Origin of the sequence: Antiquaquibacter soli (genome assembly GCF_030580675.1) — a bacterium.
GTDB lineage: Bacteria > Actinomycetota > Actinomycetes > Actinomycetales > Microbacteriaceae > Rhodoglobus > Rhodoglobus soli.
The window spans coordinates 625,640-640,794 of record NZ_JAUQUB010000001.1 but is presented as its reverse complement, the minus strand read 5'-3'; the positions used below and the strand labels follow the sequence as shown (position 1 = coordinate 640,794).

The window sequence follows — 15,155 nt, the reverse complement described above, 5'->3', positions numbered from 1 at the left end:
AGCACGATGTGTACAGAGAGGACACAATGCGTTCACGACTTGCACCACTCGCAGCGCTCGCCGTCACCGCCATGGGCCTGACCCTCGCCGGTTGCGCGACGGGAGGCTCCGACAGCGGCGACACCGTCAAGCTCACCCTCGGCAGCTGGCGCACGGAGGACATCGCGATGTGGGAGGACGAGATCCTCCCCGCGTTCCACGAGAGCCACCCGAACATCGAGGTGGAGTTCGCGGCGACCGACACCAACGACTACAACGCGGCCATCCAGTCGCAGGTCGAGGGCGGCAACGCGCCCGACCTCATCACGTGCCGCCCGTTCGACGTCAACCGCGCGTGGATCGCCGACGGCTACTTCGACGACCTCACCGGTCTCGAGGCGCTCGACTCCTTCACTCCGACGGCCCAGGCCGCGTGGCAGGGCGCCGACGGCGCGACGTACTGCGTGCCCGTGGCATCCGTTCTCGCCGGCTTCTACTACAACAAGGCGATCTTCGACGAGCTCAGCCTCGAGGTCCCGGAGACGCAGGCGGACTTCATCGACGTGCTGCAGGCGATCAAGGACGACGGCACCTACACGCCGCTCGCCCTCGGCTCGGCCGACGGCTGGCAGCTCGCCTACAACGTGCTCTACAACCTGGGCCCGAACTACTGGAAGGGCGAGGAGGGCCGACTCGGCCTCATCGACGGCACCCAGAAGCTCACCGACCCCGGCTTCGTCGACGCGTTCGCGGCCACCGAGGCGCTCGTCCCGTTCCTCCCCGAGGGCTACGAGGCGATCACCTACGACGACATGGGGCAGCTGTTCAGCCTCGGCCAGGCGGCGATCATCCCCGACGGCTCGTGGAACATCAACCAGCTGACGAGCACCGGCCTCGATGTCGGCGTGTTCGGTGCCCCGGTTCCGGCCGCCGGTGACCAGCGCTACCAGCAGGAGATGCCCGACATGGCGATCGGCCTCAACGCGTCGAGCAAGAACAAGGACGCGGCGACCGAGTTCCTCAACTGGCTCGTCACCCCGGAGTTCCTGGAGCTGTACGTCAACAAGCTTCCCGGCTTCTTCGCGATGACGACGGATGCCCCGGCCTACGACAACCCGCTCGCGCAGGCGTTCAGCGACCTCAAGACGGACGCCGAGCTCACCCCGCGACTGGCCCTCGACCGCCTGAGCGCCGGAACCCCGCCGCTTGACGACGAGATCTGGGTCGCCCTGCAGCAGATGTACGCGGGCACCCTCACGCCGGAGTCGGCCACGGCCGAGCTCCAGGCGGGCCTGGACTCCTGGTACGTCCCGGCAGGCTAGTCCGCACACGACCGATGGGCCGCGTCTGGCGCACGCCGGCGCGGCCCATCGCCGTATCATCCGAACACCGCAACCGTAAGGAGCAGGCATGAAGCGCACGGCAGCCAGCTACCGCAACCTCATCCTCTTCGTGCTGCCCGCCCTCGCGATCTATGTGGCGTTCAGCGTGTACCCCCTCATCAGCTCGGTCGTCCTGAGCTTCTTCGACTCCGACGGCCCGGTGGGCAGTGTCTTCGTCGGCTTCGAGAACTACGTCTTCCTGTTCACGAACGAGGCCACGAGCGAGCGCTTCTGGAACGCGCTCGGCAACAACGTGGTGTTCTTCCTCATCCACCTCGTCGTCGAGGTCCCCGTCGGCCTGCTCATGGCGGCGCTGCTGACCTCCGGCGTCCTGCGCCGCTCGACGGGCGTCTACCGCACGCTCTTGTTCATCCCCGCGACCCTGTCGGTCGTCATCGTCGGCTTCATCTGGCGCCTCATCATCAGCCCGCTCTGGGGCATCGTGAGCTTCCCGCTGCTCGGCAACGAGGTGACCGCGCTGCCGACGATCTCCCTCATGTCGGTGTGGCAGTACGTCGGTATCCCGATGATCTTCCTCTACACGGCGCTGCTGGCGATCCCCGGCGACATCCTCGAAGCCGCGCGCATCGACGGCTCCACCGGATGGAGCACGTTCTGGCGCATCAAGTTCCCCCTCATCGCGCCGCAGTTCGGGCTCATCGCGATCCTCACCTACATCTGGACGTTCAACGGCTTCGACATCGTCTACGCGCTCAACGGCTCGGCGCCGGGCCCGAACTACTCGACGGACATCCTCGGCACCCTCTTCTACCGCACGTTCTTCGGATCGAGCGGGCAGGTCGCCAACCTGGACCTCGGCGCGACCGTCGCTTCCGTCATCTTCTTCATCATCCTCGTCACGACCGCCGCGTACTTCTGGGTGCTGCAGCGCCGACTCAAGACGTACGAGCTCTAGGAGCCACCATGACCTCGAATCGAGCCACCTCGGCCGGGCTGCCGAACGTCCTCCTCACGCACGGGCTGCTGATCGTCTTCGTGATCCTCGCGATCGGCCCGATCCTCACCGTCATCATGAACTCGTTCAAGACGACGCAGGGAATCTTCACCGGGCCGTTCGTGCCGCCGACCGCGGAGACCTTCAACCTGCAGGGCTACGAGAACGTCTTCAAGCGCGGCGAGTTCTTCCTCAACTACCAGAACAGCCTCATCGTCACGATCGCCACGACGCTCCTCGTCATCGTGCTCGCGACCGCGGCGGCGTGGGCCCTCACCGAGTACAAGGTGCGGATCGCGCCGCTGCTCGCCGGGTTCTTCATCATCGGGATCATGCTCCCGATCCGCCTCGGCACTGTGCCGATCCTCAAGACGATGATCTCGTGGGGCATCATCGACACGCTGCTCGCCCTCATCCTCGTGTACACCGCGATGACGCTTCCCCTGGCGGTCGCGCTCATGATGACCTACTTCCGCTCGGTGCCGACCGAGCTCAAGGAAGCGGCGCGCATTGACGGGGCCGGCGAGTTTCGCACGCTCGGTATCGCGGTACCGATCGTGCGGCCGGGCATCGCTGCCGTGGCATCCATCACGATGCTGCCGGTGTGGAACGACCTGTGGTTCCCGCTCATCCTCGCGCCGTCGCGCGAGAACCAGACCGTGACGCTCGGCGTGCAGCAGTTCGTGGGGCAGTTCCAGAGCGACTACCCCGCGCTCCTGGCCGCGCTTACGCTCGGGGCCGTGCCGCTCATCCTGCTGTTCACGGTGTTCTCGCGCCAGTTCATCCAGGGCCTCAGCGCGGGCTACGGCAAGTAGCGCGCTGGAGCGCTAGCGGCGGCCACGCGCGAAGAACGTGCGCAACCGGTACCGGTCTCCCGAGTACTGGATCTTGGATGCGAGCAGCGGCCGGTCCGAGGCATCCATCACCCGCTGGTTCATGACGAGCAGCGGCGCGCCGACGGCGAGATCGAGGTGCGTGGCGGCGTAGTCGTCGGCGGCGCGTGCCTCGATCGTCGAGTCGGCGCGCTGGGGTGCGACCCCCGCCGCCTCGAGCTCCTCGTAGAGCGATGCGGTCGTGAAGTCGGTGTCCACGAAGCGCGGCACGTAGTCGGCGGGGATGCGCGTGTAGTCGATCGCGGTCGGCACCCCGTTGAGCGAGCGCACCCGGTCGAGGTGGAAGAGCGGGCTGCCTGGCGCGATGAGGAACTCCTCGGCCTCGTCGATGGTCGCCGGCACGACCTCCGAGCGCAGGATGCTCGAGCTCGCTGTCAGCCCCATGCGGCGGGCCGTCTCGGAGAACGATTCGAGGCTGTTGGGCCAGTCCTTGCTCGTCGGGGTCGACGCGACGTACCAGCCGCGGCCGTGTGACGCGTTGAGCAGCCCCTCGTCGACGAGTTTCGTGAGCGCCTTGCGCAGCGTCACCCGGCTGATGCCGAGTTGCTCGCAGAGCTCGCGCTCGGGCGGCAGCCGCATCCCCGGCTTGAGCGCACCGCTCTCGATCTCCGCGGTGATGAGGTTCGCCGCTTGGATCCACAGCGGCTCGGGGTAGTCAGGCCTGATGGCGGGCGACTCCGACGCGGCTGACACGAGTCATGTATACCACCTAGACCACCTACGCCGATTGGGCACGATGCAGTGTTGCGTAACGTCCCTCGGCCGCGAGCAGCTCCTCGTGCGAGCCGACCTCGACGATGCGCCCGCGCTCGAGCACGACGATGCGGTCCGCCGAGCGAATGGTGGACAGGCGATGCGCCACGACGAGGGCCGTCCGGTCGGCCAGCAGGTGCGCGAGCGCGTCCCGCACGTACGACTCGGACTCCGGGTCGAGCGCCGAGGTCGCCTCGTCGAGGAGCAGCACCGCCGGGTCGCGGACGAGCGCGCGGGCGATCGCGAGGCGCTGCCGCTGACCGCCCGAGAGCCGCGCGCCGCGCTCCCCCACGACCGTGTCCCATCCATCGGCCAGCGACTCGACGATCTCGAGCGCGTTCGCTTCGCGCAGCGCACCGACGACGCGCTCATCGGGAACGCCCTCGAGCCCGTAGGTGACGTTCTCGCGGATCGTCCCCTCGAAGAGCACCGATTCCTGGGGCACCACCGAGACGGAGGAGCGGTAGGTGCGCATGTCGAGAGACTCCATGTCGGAGCCGTCGAGGAGGATGCGACCACTCGTCGGCCTCAGGAACCCGAGCACGAGGTTGAGAAGCGTCGACTTGCCGGAGCCCGACGAGCCGACGAACGCGACAGTCTCCCCCGGGTGGATGCTGAGGCTCACGCCGTCGAGCGCATCGCTGTCGGCACCGGCGTACCGCACGTGCACGTCGACGAGCTCGATCCCGCCCTCGACCGCGGACACCGGCGCCTTGCCCTCGTTGAGCTCGAGGTCCGGCTCGGCCATCACCTCGCCGATCGAGCGGGCCGACTCGAGCCCCTTCGCCACGACGGGCACGAGCATGAGCAGGTTCGTGATCCCGCCGGTGAGGAGGGTGAAGTAGGTCGAGAGCAGCACGACCTCGCCGGCCGTGATCGGGATGACCCCGCCGATGGACGCGAACGCCGCCCCGACGAGGGTGCCGAAGGCGAGGATCTGGAACACCACCCACGTGGCGGAGCCGAAGCGGCTGTTGAGCATGTCGAGCGTGAGCCCGGCATCCCGCACGCCCTCGGCGGCCCGGGCGACGCGGTCCTCGGCGACGCGCTCCAGCCCGTGCGCACGAGTGATCGGCATGAGGGTCGCCATCTCACCGACGCGGGCGGAGAACTGCTCGACCTCGCGGCGGAAGCGCTCGTTGCGACGGTTCGCCCGCACCCGCACGAGAGCGTAGAGCCCGACCGCGAACGGCACGGTGAGGGCGAAGACGAGGATGAACTGCGGTACCCGCAGCGCGGTCATCGTGAGGGCCCCGATGAGCACGAGGAGTGCCGAGAGGGCGGACGGCACGCCCTGCATCAGCATGAGCTCGACGTTCTCGACGTCGCGGACGACTTTCGACTGGATGACGGAAGCGCTCGCGCGCGAGTGGAATCCGATGGAGAGGTTCTGCAAGCGAGAGGCCAGTGCGTTGCGCAAGTCGGCTCCTAGGTGGCGCACGGCGCCGTGGAAGAGCCGTGTCCACAGGACGTGGACGGGGAAGTTCTGCAGGAGTACGACGGCCGCAACGATCACCCAGACCCAGAGCTGGCTCATCGGGCCGCCTGCGACGACGATGTCGATCACGGCCGAGGTGACGATCGGCATGACCCACAGCGGGCTGTCCTTGACAGCGAAGAGCAGCACGGAGGCAGCGACGGACGCTCGATACCGGCCGAGCAGACGACCGATCGAGCGAACGGGATGCTGGCCGTCGATCACCGGGGACACGGGAGTCAATTATCGCGCGCCCGGGACTTCGTTCAGTCGGTCGGGACGGTCTGAACGCCGCGCTCCAGGCAAGCCGTCGGTCGCGGGTCGTTCTTCGCGTCGATCGCGCTACCGACCGCCGAGATGCCGATGGTGAGCGCGAGGCCCGACCCCACGGCGAGGGTGACGAGGCGACGACGCGGCTGGAAGCGCTCCCCCTCGAGCGGCACGCGGCGCACCGGGTTCTCGACGAAGCGGGTGGTCGCCCACGACAGCACCACGGCACCGGCCAGGAGCAGGGCCATCACCCACGTCTCGCTCGGCACCCCCGTGATGTAGGGGGCGAACAGCAGCACGGGCCAGTGCCACAGATACAGCGCATAAGAGATGTCGCCGGTGAACTGGACCGGCCGCCAGGCGACGAGCCACTCGACGGAGGCCGGGACCCGCTCGTTCGCCGCCGCGATCATCGCGAGCGTGCCCGCGACCGGCAGAGTCGACCACGGTCCCGGGTTGTCCGTGAAGAGAGCGATCGAGGCGAGAACGACCACGAGTCCCGCCCAGAAGAGAGCATCCGCCCAGCGCCCCCGCAAGCGCAGGCCCGGGATCAGGGCGAGCATACCGCCGACGGCGAACTCCCACGCGCGGGAGAGGCTCGAGAAGTAGGCGAGCTGGTAGTCCGCGGAGCTCGCGGCGATCCAGTAGATCAGGGATGCCGCGGCGAGCACTCCCCCGCCGGCGAGCAGAACGGCGCGCTGCCGCAGGGCCGCTCGCGCGGCGAGCGCCACCCCGGCGATGATGAGCAGCGGCCAGACGAGGTAGAACTGCTCCTCGACCGACAAAGACCAGAAGTGCCTCACGGGGGTGTCGACGTCGGGGCCGTGCCCGGGGAGCAGAAGCACCCAGTTCTGGACGTAGAGCGCCGAGCCGGCGATCTGCTGGAAGACGGCCCCCCACTGGCGCTCCGGGATGACCGCGATCGTCAGCAGTGACACGGCGACGAGCACGATCGTGGCCGCGGGGAGGAGCCTGCGGGCGCGGCGCAGGTAGAACCGCCGCAACCGAATACGGCCCTCCCGCTCGCTCTCGCGCACGAGCTGCTGCGTGATGAGGAATCCGGAGACGACGAAGAAGATGTCGACGCCGAGGTAGCCGCCGGGGGCGAGGCCGGGCCACGAATGGTTGAGGACGACCGCGATGACGGCGAGGGCACGCAGCGCCTGGAGGTCCAGGCGCTTCCTCGTTCCCACGATCGCGTCAGTCATTCCGTCGTCCCCTCGGTGCAGGCTCGCCTCACCGGCACCGTTGGCGATCCGTCGATGCTTTCGCATCGACCTCCGAGCCGCCTGGGAGTCGTTGACGTGACATCCGTTCAGGGAATGTCGCGCGGACAAGCGGCAGCCCGCTACATTGTCCGCATGACCGCAGAGCAGCCCGACCCGCCGTCGCCCGCCGAGGAGGAGGTGGCGCCCGTCGTCGCGGTCGGGCGCACAGTGCTCGGCGTCGTGCTCGTGCTCGTCGGCCTCGTCCTCGGCATCGCCGGCGCGATCTGGTACTTCGTCATTCCGTGGTTCGGCTGGGCCCGCACCGACATCTGGTACGACCTCTCCGAGTGGGCCGACCTCGGCGGCGCCGTCGTCGGCATCGGCGGCTTCATCATCCTCATCGTCGGCGGAGCGCTCATCCAGCGCGCCCGCAAGAAGAAGCTCGAGATCTTCATGGATGCCTCGGCACTCGTACCCTCGGCCGAGGACCGCCGCACCCCGCCACCCGCGGCGCCCACGCCCCCGCCGATCGTGTGACGGCGACCCAACGACAAAGGCCCTGCATCGCCGGCGAGAGCGATCGGGGCCTTCAGTACACCCCCCGGGACTTGAACCCGGAACCCACTGATTAAGGGACTTCTGGGCCGAGGGACAGCGCGGGACACGTCGGGGGATCCGCGTAACTCGTGGGCGCAGAGTCACGGGAGACGCGCGGCGACCAAGGGACACCGGAGGATGTCGGCGGCTACCCGAAAGTCGGAGGGGTTATGAGGAGGGGTTGCCAGATCGTCGAGCGAGGACCCCCGAGGTGAACCACTGAACGAGCGGCACGGCGAGCAGAACGGCAGACTCGGCTTCCTCCTGAGTCGGCTTGCGGTAACCGTTGCCACCGTGACGACTCTCCTGTCCAGCCCAGAGCGCCTCCACCATCATGTAGGGCGCTGAGGCGGACGGATGCTTCAGGTCTTCCCCGAGCGGCAGGTACCAGTCACCCTGATTCTCCATGTCGCGAGCCATGGTGCCGAGAGTAGCCTTCCGGTTGTTGGGGCACACGGCATCCACTCCCGCTTCTTCGACTGCCTTGATCGCCTTCTCGTATGCCTCTTCATAGTCAGGCGATTGCCCGAAGAGCGCCCGCCATGCCTCCGACAGGAGAACACCCGCTGCACCCGAGGTGGTCATCACGTTCTCGGCAGCTTCGACCACGCCCTCCGGCACGCGTCGTTCCAAACCTGCATTGCCAAGTCGCTGACCGACCCGCCATGCGGATCCTGCATCGGCGAGGATCGTCTCTAGTCGATCATTGACGGCCCCAAGTTCGTTCTCTGCGTTCTTGTAGACGAGGAAGTCAACGAAGTGAATGAGACGGTCTCCGGTGCCCAGGAGCGAGAGCAGTTGTCCCGGCCCATAGGTCGAGAACTGACTGGTGAGCGGGGATTCGCTCCTGGTCCGGGTGTCGAACTCTTGAACCCAATCGGTTCGCTTGTGGCGGGAGTTCCCGGATACGTAGGTGGTGGCGCTTTGGAACCACGCGGCGAACGGGCGTTCCATCCACGCCGGGACACCTTCGTGAAGACTGGCTAGTTGCGCTGGATCTGCATTCGGGGGAATCCAATTCACAGTCGAATCTTGCCCTGTACAGATTAGACGCGACAACTTTTCATAGCGTGTCCGCTTCGCTCGGCTCGGCAGTCTGACGACGTCAGCAGGCTTCCCTAAACTCCACCTATGGCGGACAACAAGCTCTACTACGGCGACAACCTCGAAGTGCTAGCAAAACTCCCGGGCGAGTCCGTAGACCTTGTTTACCTTGACCCGCCGTTCAACTCGGCGCGCAACTACAACGTGATCTTCTCCCGCGCCGGACAGGTCACAAACGACGCCGGTGCCCAGATTCAGGCATTCGAGGACACCTGGACCTGGACCTACGCCACCGAGGAGGAGTACGGACGATACGTCAACGGCGGCTTACCGACTCGAGTCGCTGAAGCGTTGAGTGCATTCCGCTTGCTTCTCGGTGAGAATGACGCTCTCGCCTATCTCGTAAACATGGCTCCGCGCTTAGTGGAGTTGCATCGCACGCTCAAGCCGAGCGGCTCACTCTACCTGCACTGCGACCCGACAATGAGCCACTACTTGAAGGTGCTCCTGGATGCGATTTTCGACCCGAGGCACTTCCGGAACGAGATCGTCTGGAAGAGGGCAACGACAGTCAAAGGCAATCATGGACAGGGACAGAAGGCGTTCGGCAGCAACACCGACGTGATCCTGTACTACGGCAAGACTCGAGAGTCGGAGCACAACCCAATCTTCACCCCCTACTCTCAGGCCTACATCGATAGCGCCTACAAGTACGTGGAGCCCGAGACGGGTCGACGTTATCGCTTGATCTCAATGATCGGGCCGGGCGGTGCGGCGAAAGGCAACCCCTACTACGAAGTGATGGGGGTCAGCCGGCACTGGAGGTACTCCCAGAAGCGTATGCAGGAACTCATCGATGCCGGAATGGTCGTCCAAACGAAGCCGGGCACGGTGCCCAACCGCAAGCAATACCTCGATGAAGGCAAGGGAGTCCCAGTCCAGTCGTTGTGGGACGACATCCCCAACCTGCAAGCGGCGAGTGCAGAAGCGCTGGGCTACCCCACGCAGAAACCCCTCGCGCTCCTAGAGCGAATCATCGAGACCTCCACAAAGCCGGGCGATGTCGTGCTCGACCCGTTTTGCGGTTGCGGAACTACGGTCGATGCGGCTCAGAAGCTCGGGCGACGGTGGGTGGGCATCGACATTACGTACATTGCAATCGACCTGATCGTCAAGCGCCTGCTGCACACATACGGTCCGGGCATCGTCAAGACATTCGATATCGACGGCATCCCGCGCGACACCGCAGGTGCGCAAGCGCTGTTCAATCGCAATCCTTTCGACTTCGAGCGCTGGGCGGTCTCGCAGCTCAACGCCCAGCCGAACGAGAAGCAAGTCGGTGACAAGGGCATCGACGGCGTGGCCCGATTCCTCCTCGGCGGCAAGAATGAGTTTGGTCGCATTCTCGTCAGCGTCAAGGGTGGGAAGCAGCTCAATCCTGCAATGGTGCGTGACCTGCGCGGCACTATCGAGCGACAGAAGGCCGAGCTTGGAGTGCTGATAACCCAAACGGACCCAACCGCCGGAATGATAGATGAAGTCAACCATTCTGGAAGCTACACTCACCCCGCGAGCGGACAGATTTACCCGCGACTGCAGATCATCACAACGGCTGAGCTCATGTCCGGGAAGCGCCCACAGCTACCGCCTACAGTTCTGCCCTACATCGCCGCGTCCCGGTCGGCCGGACCCGACACAAGCGTCGCACTGTTCTAGGCCCGTCGACGCGAGTTGACCTCCTCCAAGGCGGGCACGGCGACGCCCGTAACCGAGTGGACTGGTCGCGCCCTTTCGACGTGTCCTCGGTGTACAGGTACCACTTCAAGCCGACCCTCGCGAAGCTCGGCATCCGCCCGGCGCGGTGGCACGACCTTCCACACTTCTACGCGAGCGCTTGTGCCGCGCAGGGCATCGACATTCGCAAGGTCAGCCGGTGGATGGGCCACGCGAACATCAACACCACGGACTCGATCTACACCCAGCTGTTCAACGGCTCGTCCACGGAGGACATGGACCGTCTCGACAGCCTCGCCGCACGACCGCCAGCGGTACCGATCCCGCGCATCGGCTAGACGAACAACTGTCACTACTCTGGTCCCATGGATGCAAACGAGGTCACGGCTGTAGCGACGGTAGTGGCTGTCGCTGTCTCGGCTCTGTTCGGCTTAGGCGGCCTCGTGGTTGGAATCATCGGGCTTGCGCAGGCACGAAGCGCGAAGAAGACGGCAGGCAAGGCGAACACACTTGCAAAGGGCGCGAACAAACTCGCGAAGCAAGCCAACAAGCTCTCGAAGGAAGCTAACGGCCTCGCAGAATCGGCGAACACGGTCGTGCAAGAGCAAGCGGCGCGCGAGACCGAACGAACCGACGTCGACTGGGAGTGGTTCTGGGACCAGACCTTGCCGAACGTCGTCGTGGTTAAGAACATCGGCAAGGCCTTGGCGAAGGAGGTCGTCGTGCAGTTCTTCTTCGAAGGGCTCACCGAGGCGGCAGGTCCGCTCGACGTCGAAGGCCGACACGAAGTGCGCTTGCAGATTCCGCGGCTGGCCGAGCGCCGCAAGGATGCAATCGATCACGACGAGCTCGATCAGCTCGGTGGGGCAGCCGGATGGGAACTCAGCGACCATGCACTCAAAGCGCGAGTGCGACTGCGTGTGACCTGGACAACGCCGAGGGGCACCCCGAAGCTGCACGACACCGGCTACTTCGAGGGTTCACTCTCGCCGAAGCATCCGTGACCCGAGGGGTTCCGGAGGGGATCGCTCATTGACCCGAGAAGCAGAACGGCCTGGAGTCGCGAGACATCCCACGTTTTCCGGGCCGGAATGAAGTACACCCCCCGGGACTTGAACCCGGAACCCACTGATTAAGAGTCAGTTGCTCTGCCAATTGAGCTAGAGGTGCATGGCCCTGACGGGCCGAGGAACAAGATTAGCATGAGTCGAGACCGAAGGAGAGACCACATGTCCGATCGCCTCGAGGCCGGAGCATCCGCCCCCGATTTCACGCTCGTCGACCAGGACGGCGCACCCGTCTCGCTCCACGACTACCGGGGTCAGAAGGTCATCCTGTACTTCTACCCGGAGGCGCTCACGGAGGGCTGCCAGAAGCAGGCGTGCGACTTCCGCGACAACCTCAACTCGCTGAAGGCGTCCGGCTACACGGTGCTCGGCGTCTCGCGCGATGACCCGGCCAAGCTCACGAAGGCGGTGGAGACCGACCACCTCAACTTCACGCTCCTCAGCGACCCCGACCGCACCGTGCACGAGGCGTACGGCACGTGGGGTGAGAAGAGCATGTACGGCAAGACGGTTGTCGGAGTGCTGCGCTCGACGTTCGTGATCGACGAGCAGGGTGTCATCCAGCAGGCGCTCTACAACGTCAAGGCGACCGGGCACGTCGCGATGCTGCGCAAGAAGCTCGGGCTCGCGGCCTAGACCACAGGCGGGTCATCCCGCCGCGTCGTCGCGGCGAGAACCGGCCGCGTGAAGAGCAGCGCGAGCACCACGAGCGAGGGGATCAGCAGCGCCCAGCCGATGTCGGGCCGCGCGAAGATGCCCTGGAACGCGCCCACCGCGACGGCGATCTGCAGCACCTGCCACGTCACGATGGCGCCGCGGACCCAGGATGCCCCGCGCAGCGTATTGACCCCGGTGACGCCGAGCCACACCGCCGCGATGACGACGAGCACCGTGAGGGCGATCGCACTGGCGAATGACGCCGGGACGTCGATCAGCAATTCGACCACGAGGTAAACGGCGGCGATCGACATGAGTGCGCATTCGGCGAACACCAGGATCGCAAGGATGATCAGAAGCGGGTGCCGGCGAGGCTCGTCCACAGCGTTCTCCCGCAAAAAATCATTGATTTGCATCTAACCGTATGCGATTCTAGTTGAGGTTGATTTCACGCTCCCAGTGTCGCGAGCGGGTCCCCCGGATTTCTTCTCACCCCGATCCAGCAGGTCTACTGCCATGCGCTCTGACCTGTCCGCGGCCCCCTAACCGCGACCACTAAAGGAGTACCACCATGGACTGGCGCGACAAGGCTGCCTGCCTCACTGCCGACCCCGAGCTCTTCTTCCCCGTCGGCAACACCGGCCCCGCCGTCGACCAGATCGACAAGGCGAAGGCCGTCTGCGCGCGCTGCTCCGTCACCGAGATGTGCCTCCAGTACGCCCTCGACACCTCGCAGGACTCCGGCGTGTGGGGCGGACTCTCCGAGGACGAGCGCCGCGCCCTCAAGCGCCGGGCCGCACGCGCCCGCCGCGCCTCCTAAGCCGCTCGGCGCGGCAGTATACGCCGCGCTCCCGGGCTGCCCCAGCCCCGTGCGCTCGCCGCGATCGGCGCCTAGCGTGAGGGGATGACTCAGCCCATCGACCCCACGCGGGTGCGCGATCAGCCGTCCCTCCGCAACTCCAGCGGAACGATCTGGCTCGTGGTCGGCGGCCTCCTCACCGTAGTCTCGGCCATCCTGCTGTCGTTTCTCACGACCCTCGACACCGCCCTCGCGATTACCGGGCTCGTGGTCGTGCTCGCGCTCTCCGTGGCCATGGTCGCGGTTCGAGTACTCGTCCCCGAGGGGCGACGACGGCTCGCCCTCATGGCGGGATGCATGATCGGCATCGCCGCCGCATCCCTCCTCTTCATCGGGATCATCGCGGCGACGCAGTGGGAGGCTCTCGGCCGCTAGCCGGCCGCCCGGCGCCGCTCGCGTCGCACGACAATCACGTACGCGATTCCGGCGAGCACGCCGATAACCGCGCCGAAGATCCACTGACCGAGCCATGCGGTGAGGAGAACGGATACCGCGACGCTCCCGACGACGAGTGCGACGCTCTCCGCCGGTAGCGACGACGTGGCCAGCCTCGTGAGCTGGGCGATTGCGATCGCACCCACGGCGCCAGCAACGCCCATGACAGCGCCGAGTGCGGCGATCATCACCACCGCGGTGAAGAGGCTCCACCCTTGACCACCGGATTGCACGAGCGACCAAGTGAAGAGCGCGACGGCGATCGCGGTCGCACCGAGCGCGCCACCGAAGAAGCCGGTCATGAAGACGGCAGCCCACGGAAGCGGCGCTCGCTTCACGACTAGTCCCGTGTGCCTCGGAGCCAGGTGAGCGGCACCTCGATCGTGACCTCCGTGCCGCTGCCCATGAGGGTGTGCCAGTCGATCGTGCCGCCGAGCTCGCCCTGGATGAGCGTGCGCACGATCTGAGTGCCGAGGCCCGACCCGACCTGGCCCTCGGGCAGCCCGACGCCGTTGTCGCGCACCTTCACCCGCAACTGGTCGTCGGTGCGCTTGGCGACGATCTCGACCTCGCCATCGGCGCGGCCCGCGAGGCCGTGCTCCACGGCGTTGGTGACGAGCTCCGTGAGCGCGAGCGCGAGCGGGGTCGCGTACTCGCTCGGCAGGTGCCCGAAGCTGCCGCTGGACTTCGGATGCACGGTCGTGTTGTGGCTCGAGGCCACCTCGGCGATGAGCATGAGCACGCGGTCGAACACGACGTCGAAGTCGACGTTCTGCGTGAGCCCCTCCGAGAGCGTGTCGTGCACGACGGCAATGGCGGCGACGCGCCGCATCGCCTGCCCGAGGGCCTCGCGCGCGACATCCGAGTGGGTACGACGGGCCTGGATGCGCAGGAGGGAGGCGACGGTCTGGAGGTTGTTCTTGACGCGGTGGTGGATCTCGCGGATCGTCGCATCCTTCGTCAGCAGCTCGCGCTCCTGGTGGCGCACCTCGGTGACGTCGCGGCACAGCACCATCGCGCCCACCCGCTCGCCGCGGTTGCGGATCGGGATGGTGCGCAGCGACACGGTGACGCCTCGGGACTCGATGTCGGTGCGCCACGGCGCCCGACCGGTGACCACGAGCGGGAGCGACTCGTCGACCGTAAGCCTGCCGTGCAGCAGGGCGGTGGTGACTTCCGCGAGGGACTCGCCCTCGAGCTCGCCCGCGAAGCCCATGCGGTTGAACGCGGAGAGCGCGTTCGGGCTCGCGAAGGTCACGATACCGTCCACGTCGAGGCGGATGAGGCCGTCGGATGCTCGGGGCGCGCCACGGCGCGGTCCGCTCGGAGCCCCGAGGTCGGGGAAGTCCCCTGAGGCGATCATCGCGAACAGGTCGTTCGCGCACTCGTTGAACGTGAGCTCCTGGCGGCTCGGCGTACGGGCCTCGCTCAAGTTGGTGTGCCGCGTGATGACGGCGATGGGATGCTCGGTCGTCGCGCTCCCGCTCGGGCTCAAGCGGCGCAGCACGGGCACGGCGCGCACGCGCGTCGGCGTCTCCTCGTACCAGTCCGGGGTGGCGGTATCGACGATGCGGGAGGTCTCGAAGGCCTCAGTGACCTGCGCCTTCCACTCCGGCTTGATCGCTTGGCCGACGAAGTCACGGTAGAAGAGTGTCGCCGAGCTCGACGGGCGGGCGTGGGCGACGGCGACGAAGCTGCCCTCCGCGCTCGGCACCCACAGCACGATGTCGGCGAACGCGAGGTCGGCGAGCAGCTGCCAGTCGCCGACGAGCAAGTGGAGCCACTCGATGTCCTCATCGGTCGAGCGGCCCTGCGCCTGGACGAGGTCACTGAGGGTCGACACCC

17 protein-coding genes and 1 tRNA gene are annotated in these 15,155 nt (G+C 66.5%); 10 read left to right on the top strand and 8 right to left on the bottom strand.

Annotated elements, in window-relative coordinates; all coding sequences use genetic code 11:
• Nucleotides 1-26 precede the first annotated feature (26 nt).
• The 3 genes from Q5716_RS03090 to Q5716_RS03080 all read left to right on the top strand — a co-directional run bounded on the left by Q5716_RS03090 (nucleotide 27) and on the right by Q5716_RS03080 (nucleotide 3,131).
• Entirely contained in the window at nucleotides 27-1,301 is a 1,275-nt protein-coding gene (locus Q5716_RS03090; RefSeq protein ID WP_305001621.1) for an ABC transporter substrate-binding protein, read from the top strand.
• 88 nt (nucleotides 1,302-1,389) lie between these two features.
• On the top strand, nucleotides 1,390-2,277 hold the full coding sequence (locus tag Q5716_RS03085) for a carbohydrate ABC transporter permease (RefSeq protein WP_305001620.1): 888 nt from the start codon (nucleotides 1,390-1,392) through the stop codon (nucleotides 2,275-2,277).
• A gap of 8 nt (nucleotides 2,278-2,285) precedes the next feature.
• Complete coding sequence (locus Q5716_RS03080) at nucleotides 2,286-3,131, top strand: carbohydrate ABC transporter permease (protein WP_305001619.1); 846 nt, start codon at nucleotides 2,286-2,288, stop codon at nucleotides 3,129-3,131.
• A 12-nt stretch (nucleotides 3,132-3,143) separates the two neighbouring features.
• Here the strand turns inward: Q5716_RS03080 and Q5716_RS03075 are convergent, their stop codons facing one another.
• From Q5716_RS03075 to Q5716_RS03065, 3 genes are read right to left on the bottom strand one after another with little or no spacing between them, the layout of a single operon-like run.
• Complete coding sequence (locus Q5716_RS03075; RefSeq protein WP_305001618.1) at nucleotides 3,144-3,902, bottom strand: GntR family transcriptional regulator; 759 nt, start codon at nucleotides 3,900-3,902, stop codon at nucleotides 3,144-3,146.
• A 25-nt stretch (nucleotides 3,903-3,927) separates the two neighbouring features.
• The gene (locus Q5716_RS03070) at nucleotides 3,928-5,673 is read right to left on the bottom strand and encodes an ABC transporter ATP-binding protein (RefSeq protein ID WP_369523966.1); all 1,746 of its coding nucleotides are present in this window, start codon (nucleotides 5,671-5,673) and stop codon (nucleotides 3,928-3,930) included.
• A gap of 32 nt (nucleotides 5,674-5,705) precedes the next feature.
• The gene (locus tag Q5716_RS03065) at nucleotides 5,706-6,917 is read right to left on the bottom strand and encodes an acyltransferase family protein (RefSeq protein ID WP_305001616.1); all 1,212 of its coding nucleotides are present in this window, start codon (nucleotides 6,915-6,917) and stop codon (nucleotides 5,706-5,708) included.
• Between the two features lie 153 nt (nucleotides 6,918-7,070).
• Between Q5716_RS03065 and Q5716_RS03060 the strand changes: the two genes are divergently transcribed.
• Complete coding sequence (locus Q5716_RS03060; RefSeq protein WP_305001615.1) at nucleotides 7,071-7,454, top strand: hypothetical protein; 384 nt, start codon at nucleotides 7,071-7,073, stop codon at nucleotides 7,452-7,454.
• 228 nt (nucleotides 7,455-7,682) lie between these two features.
• Here the strand turns inward: Q5716_RS03060 and Q5716_RS03055 are convergent, their stop codons facing one another.
• Complete coding sequence (locus Q5716_RS03055; RefSeq protein WP_305001614.1) at nucleotides 7,683-8,468, bottom strand: hypothetical protein; 786 nt, start codon at nucleotides 8,466-8,468, stop codon at nucleotides 7,683-7,685.
• 177 nt (nucleotides 8,469-8,645) lie between these two features.
• Here Q5716_RS03055 and Q5716_RS03050 point away from each other — a divergent pair, with 177 nt between their 5' ends.
• The 3 genes from Q5716_RS03050 to Q5716_RS03040 all read left to right on the top strand — a co-directional run bounded on the left by Q5716_RS03050 (nucleotide 8,646) and on the right by Q5716_RS03040 (nucleotide 11,296).
• Nucleotides 8,646-10,274, top strand: coding sequence for a DNA methyltransferase (locus tag Q5716_RS03050; RefSeq protein WP_305001613.1), 1,629 nt, complete (start codon nucleotides 8,646-8,648; stop codon nucleotides 10,272-10,274).
• A gap of 89 nt (nucleotides 10,275-10,363) precedes the next feature.
• Nucleotides 10,364-10,630 carry a tyrosine-type recombinase/integrase gene (locus Q5716_RS03045; protein ID WP_305001612.1) on the top strand — a complete coding sequence of 89 codons (267 nt, stop codon included), beginning with the start codon at nucleotides 10,364-10,366 and terminating at the stop codon, nucleotides 10,628-10,630.
• 27 nt (nucleotides 10,631-10,657) lie between these two features.
• A complete protein-coding gene (locus Q5716_RS03040) occupies nucleotides 10,658-11,296 on the top strand; it encodes a hypothetical protein (protein WP_305001611.1) in 639 nt (212 codons plus the stop codon).
• Between the two features lie 93 nt (nucleotides 11,297-11,389).
• Here the strand turns inward: Q5716_RS03040 and Q5716_RS03035 are convergent.
• Nucleotides 11,390-11,462 (bottom strand) — tRNA-Lys (locus Q5716_RS03035).
• 59 nt (nucleotides 11,463-11,521) lie between these two features.
• On the opposite strand from Q5716_RS03035, the gene bcp reads away from it, so the two are divergent.
• On the top strand, nucleotides 11,522-11,995 hold the full coding sequence (gene bcp, locus Q5716_RS03030) for a thioredoxin-dependent thiol peroxidase (protein WP_305001610.1): 474 nt from the start codon (nucleotides 11,522-11,524) through the stop codon (nucleotides 11,993-11,995).
• On the opposite strand, the gene Q5716_RS03025 is transcribed toward bcp, so the two are convergent.
• Nucleotides 11,992-12,399: a hypothetical protein gene (locus Q5716_RS03025; protein ID WP_305001609.1), complete on the bottom strand. Its 408-nt coding sequence runs from the start codon at nucleotides 12,397-12,399 to the stop codon at nucleotides 11,992-11,994. The genes bcp and Q5716_RS03025 overlap by 4 nt on opposite strands.
• Nucleotides 12,400-12,587: 188 nt before the next feature.
• Here Q5716_RS03025 and Q5716_RS03020 point away from each other — a divergent pair, with 188 nt between their 5' ends.
• Nucleotides 12,588-12,836, top strand: coding sequence for a WhiB family transcriptional regulator (locus tag Q5716_RS03020; protein WP_305001608.1), 249 nt, complete (start codon nucleotides 12,588-12,590; stop codon nucleotides 12,834-12,836).
• 84 nt (nucleotides 12,837-12,920) lie between these two features.
• On the top strand, nucleotides 12,921-13,250 hold the full coding sequence (locus tag Q5716_RS03015) for a hypothetical protein (protein ID WP_305001607.1): 330 nt from the start codon (nucleotides 12,921-12,923) through the stop codon (nucleotides 13,248-13,250).
• Here Q5716_RS03015 and Q5716_RS03010 read toward each other — a convergent pair.
• Together Q5716_RS03010 and Q5716_RS03005 are read right to left on the bottom strand one after the other, a co-directional pair.
• On the bottom strand, nucleotides 13,247-13,648 hold the full coding sequence (locus Q5716_RS03010) for a hypothetical protein (RefSeq protein ID WP_305001606.1): 402 nt from the start codon (nucleotides 13,646-13,648) through the stop codon (nucleotides 13,247-13,249). The genes Q5716_RS03015 and Q5716_RS03010 overlap by 4 nt on opposite strands.
• A gap of 2 nt (nucleotides 13,649-13,650) precedes the next feature.
• Entirely contained in the window at nucleotides 13,651-15,153 is a 1,503-nt protein-coding gene (locus Q5716_RS03005) for a sensor histidine kinase (RefSeq protein WP_305001605.1), read from the bottom strand.
• Nucleotides 15,154-15,155 lie beyond the last annotated feature (2 nt).

Coding starts and splice junctions, on each gene's coding strand:
- Q5716_RS03090 (WP_305001621.1), top strand. CDS start 27: ATGCGTTCACGACTTGCACCACTCGCAGCGCTCGCCGTCACCGCCATG.
- Q5716_RS03085 (WP_305001620.1), top strand. CDS start 1,390: ATGAAGCGCACGGCAGCCAGCTACCGCAACCTCATCCTCTTCGTGCTG.
- Q5716_RS03080 (WP_305001619.1), top strand. CDS start 2,286: ATGACCTCGAATCGAGCCACCTCGGCCGGGCTGCCGAACGTCCTCCTC.
- Q5716_RS03065 (WP_305001616.1), bottom strand. CDS start 6,917: ATGACTGACGCGATCGTGGGAACGAGGAAGCGCCTGGACCTCCAGGCG.
- Q5716_RS03060 (WP_305001615.1), top strand. CDS start 7,071: ATGACCGCAGAGCAGCCCGACCCGCCGTCGCCCGCCGAGGAGGAGGTG.
- Q5716_RS03055 (WP_305001614.1), bottom strand. CDS start 8,468: ATGGAACGCCCGTTCGCCGCGTGGTTCCAAAGCGCCACCACCTACGTA.
- Q5716_RS03050 (WP_305001613.1), top strand. CDS start 8,646: ATGGCGGACAACAAGCTCTACTACGGCGACAACCTCGAAGTGCTAGCA.
- Q5716_RS03040 (WP_305001611.1), top strand. CDS start 10,658: ATGGATGCAAACGAGGTCACGGCTGTAGCGACGGTAGTGGCTGTCGCT.
- bcp (WP_305001610.1), top strand. CDS start 11,522: ATGTCCGATCGCCTCGAGGCCGGAGCATCCGCCCCCGATTTCACGCTC.
- Q5716_RS03020 (WP_305001608.1), top strand. CDS start 12,588: ATGGACTGGCGCGACAAGGCTGCCTGCCTCACTGCCGACCCCGAGCTC.
- Q5716_RS03015 (WP_305001607.1), top strand. CDS start 12,921: ATGACTCAGCCCATCGACCCCACGCGGGTGCGCGATCAGCCGTCCCTC.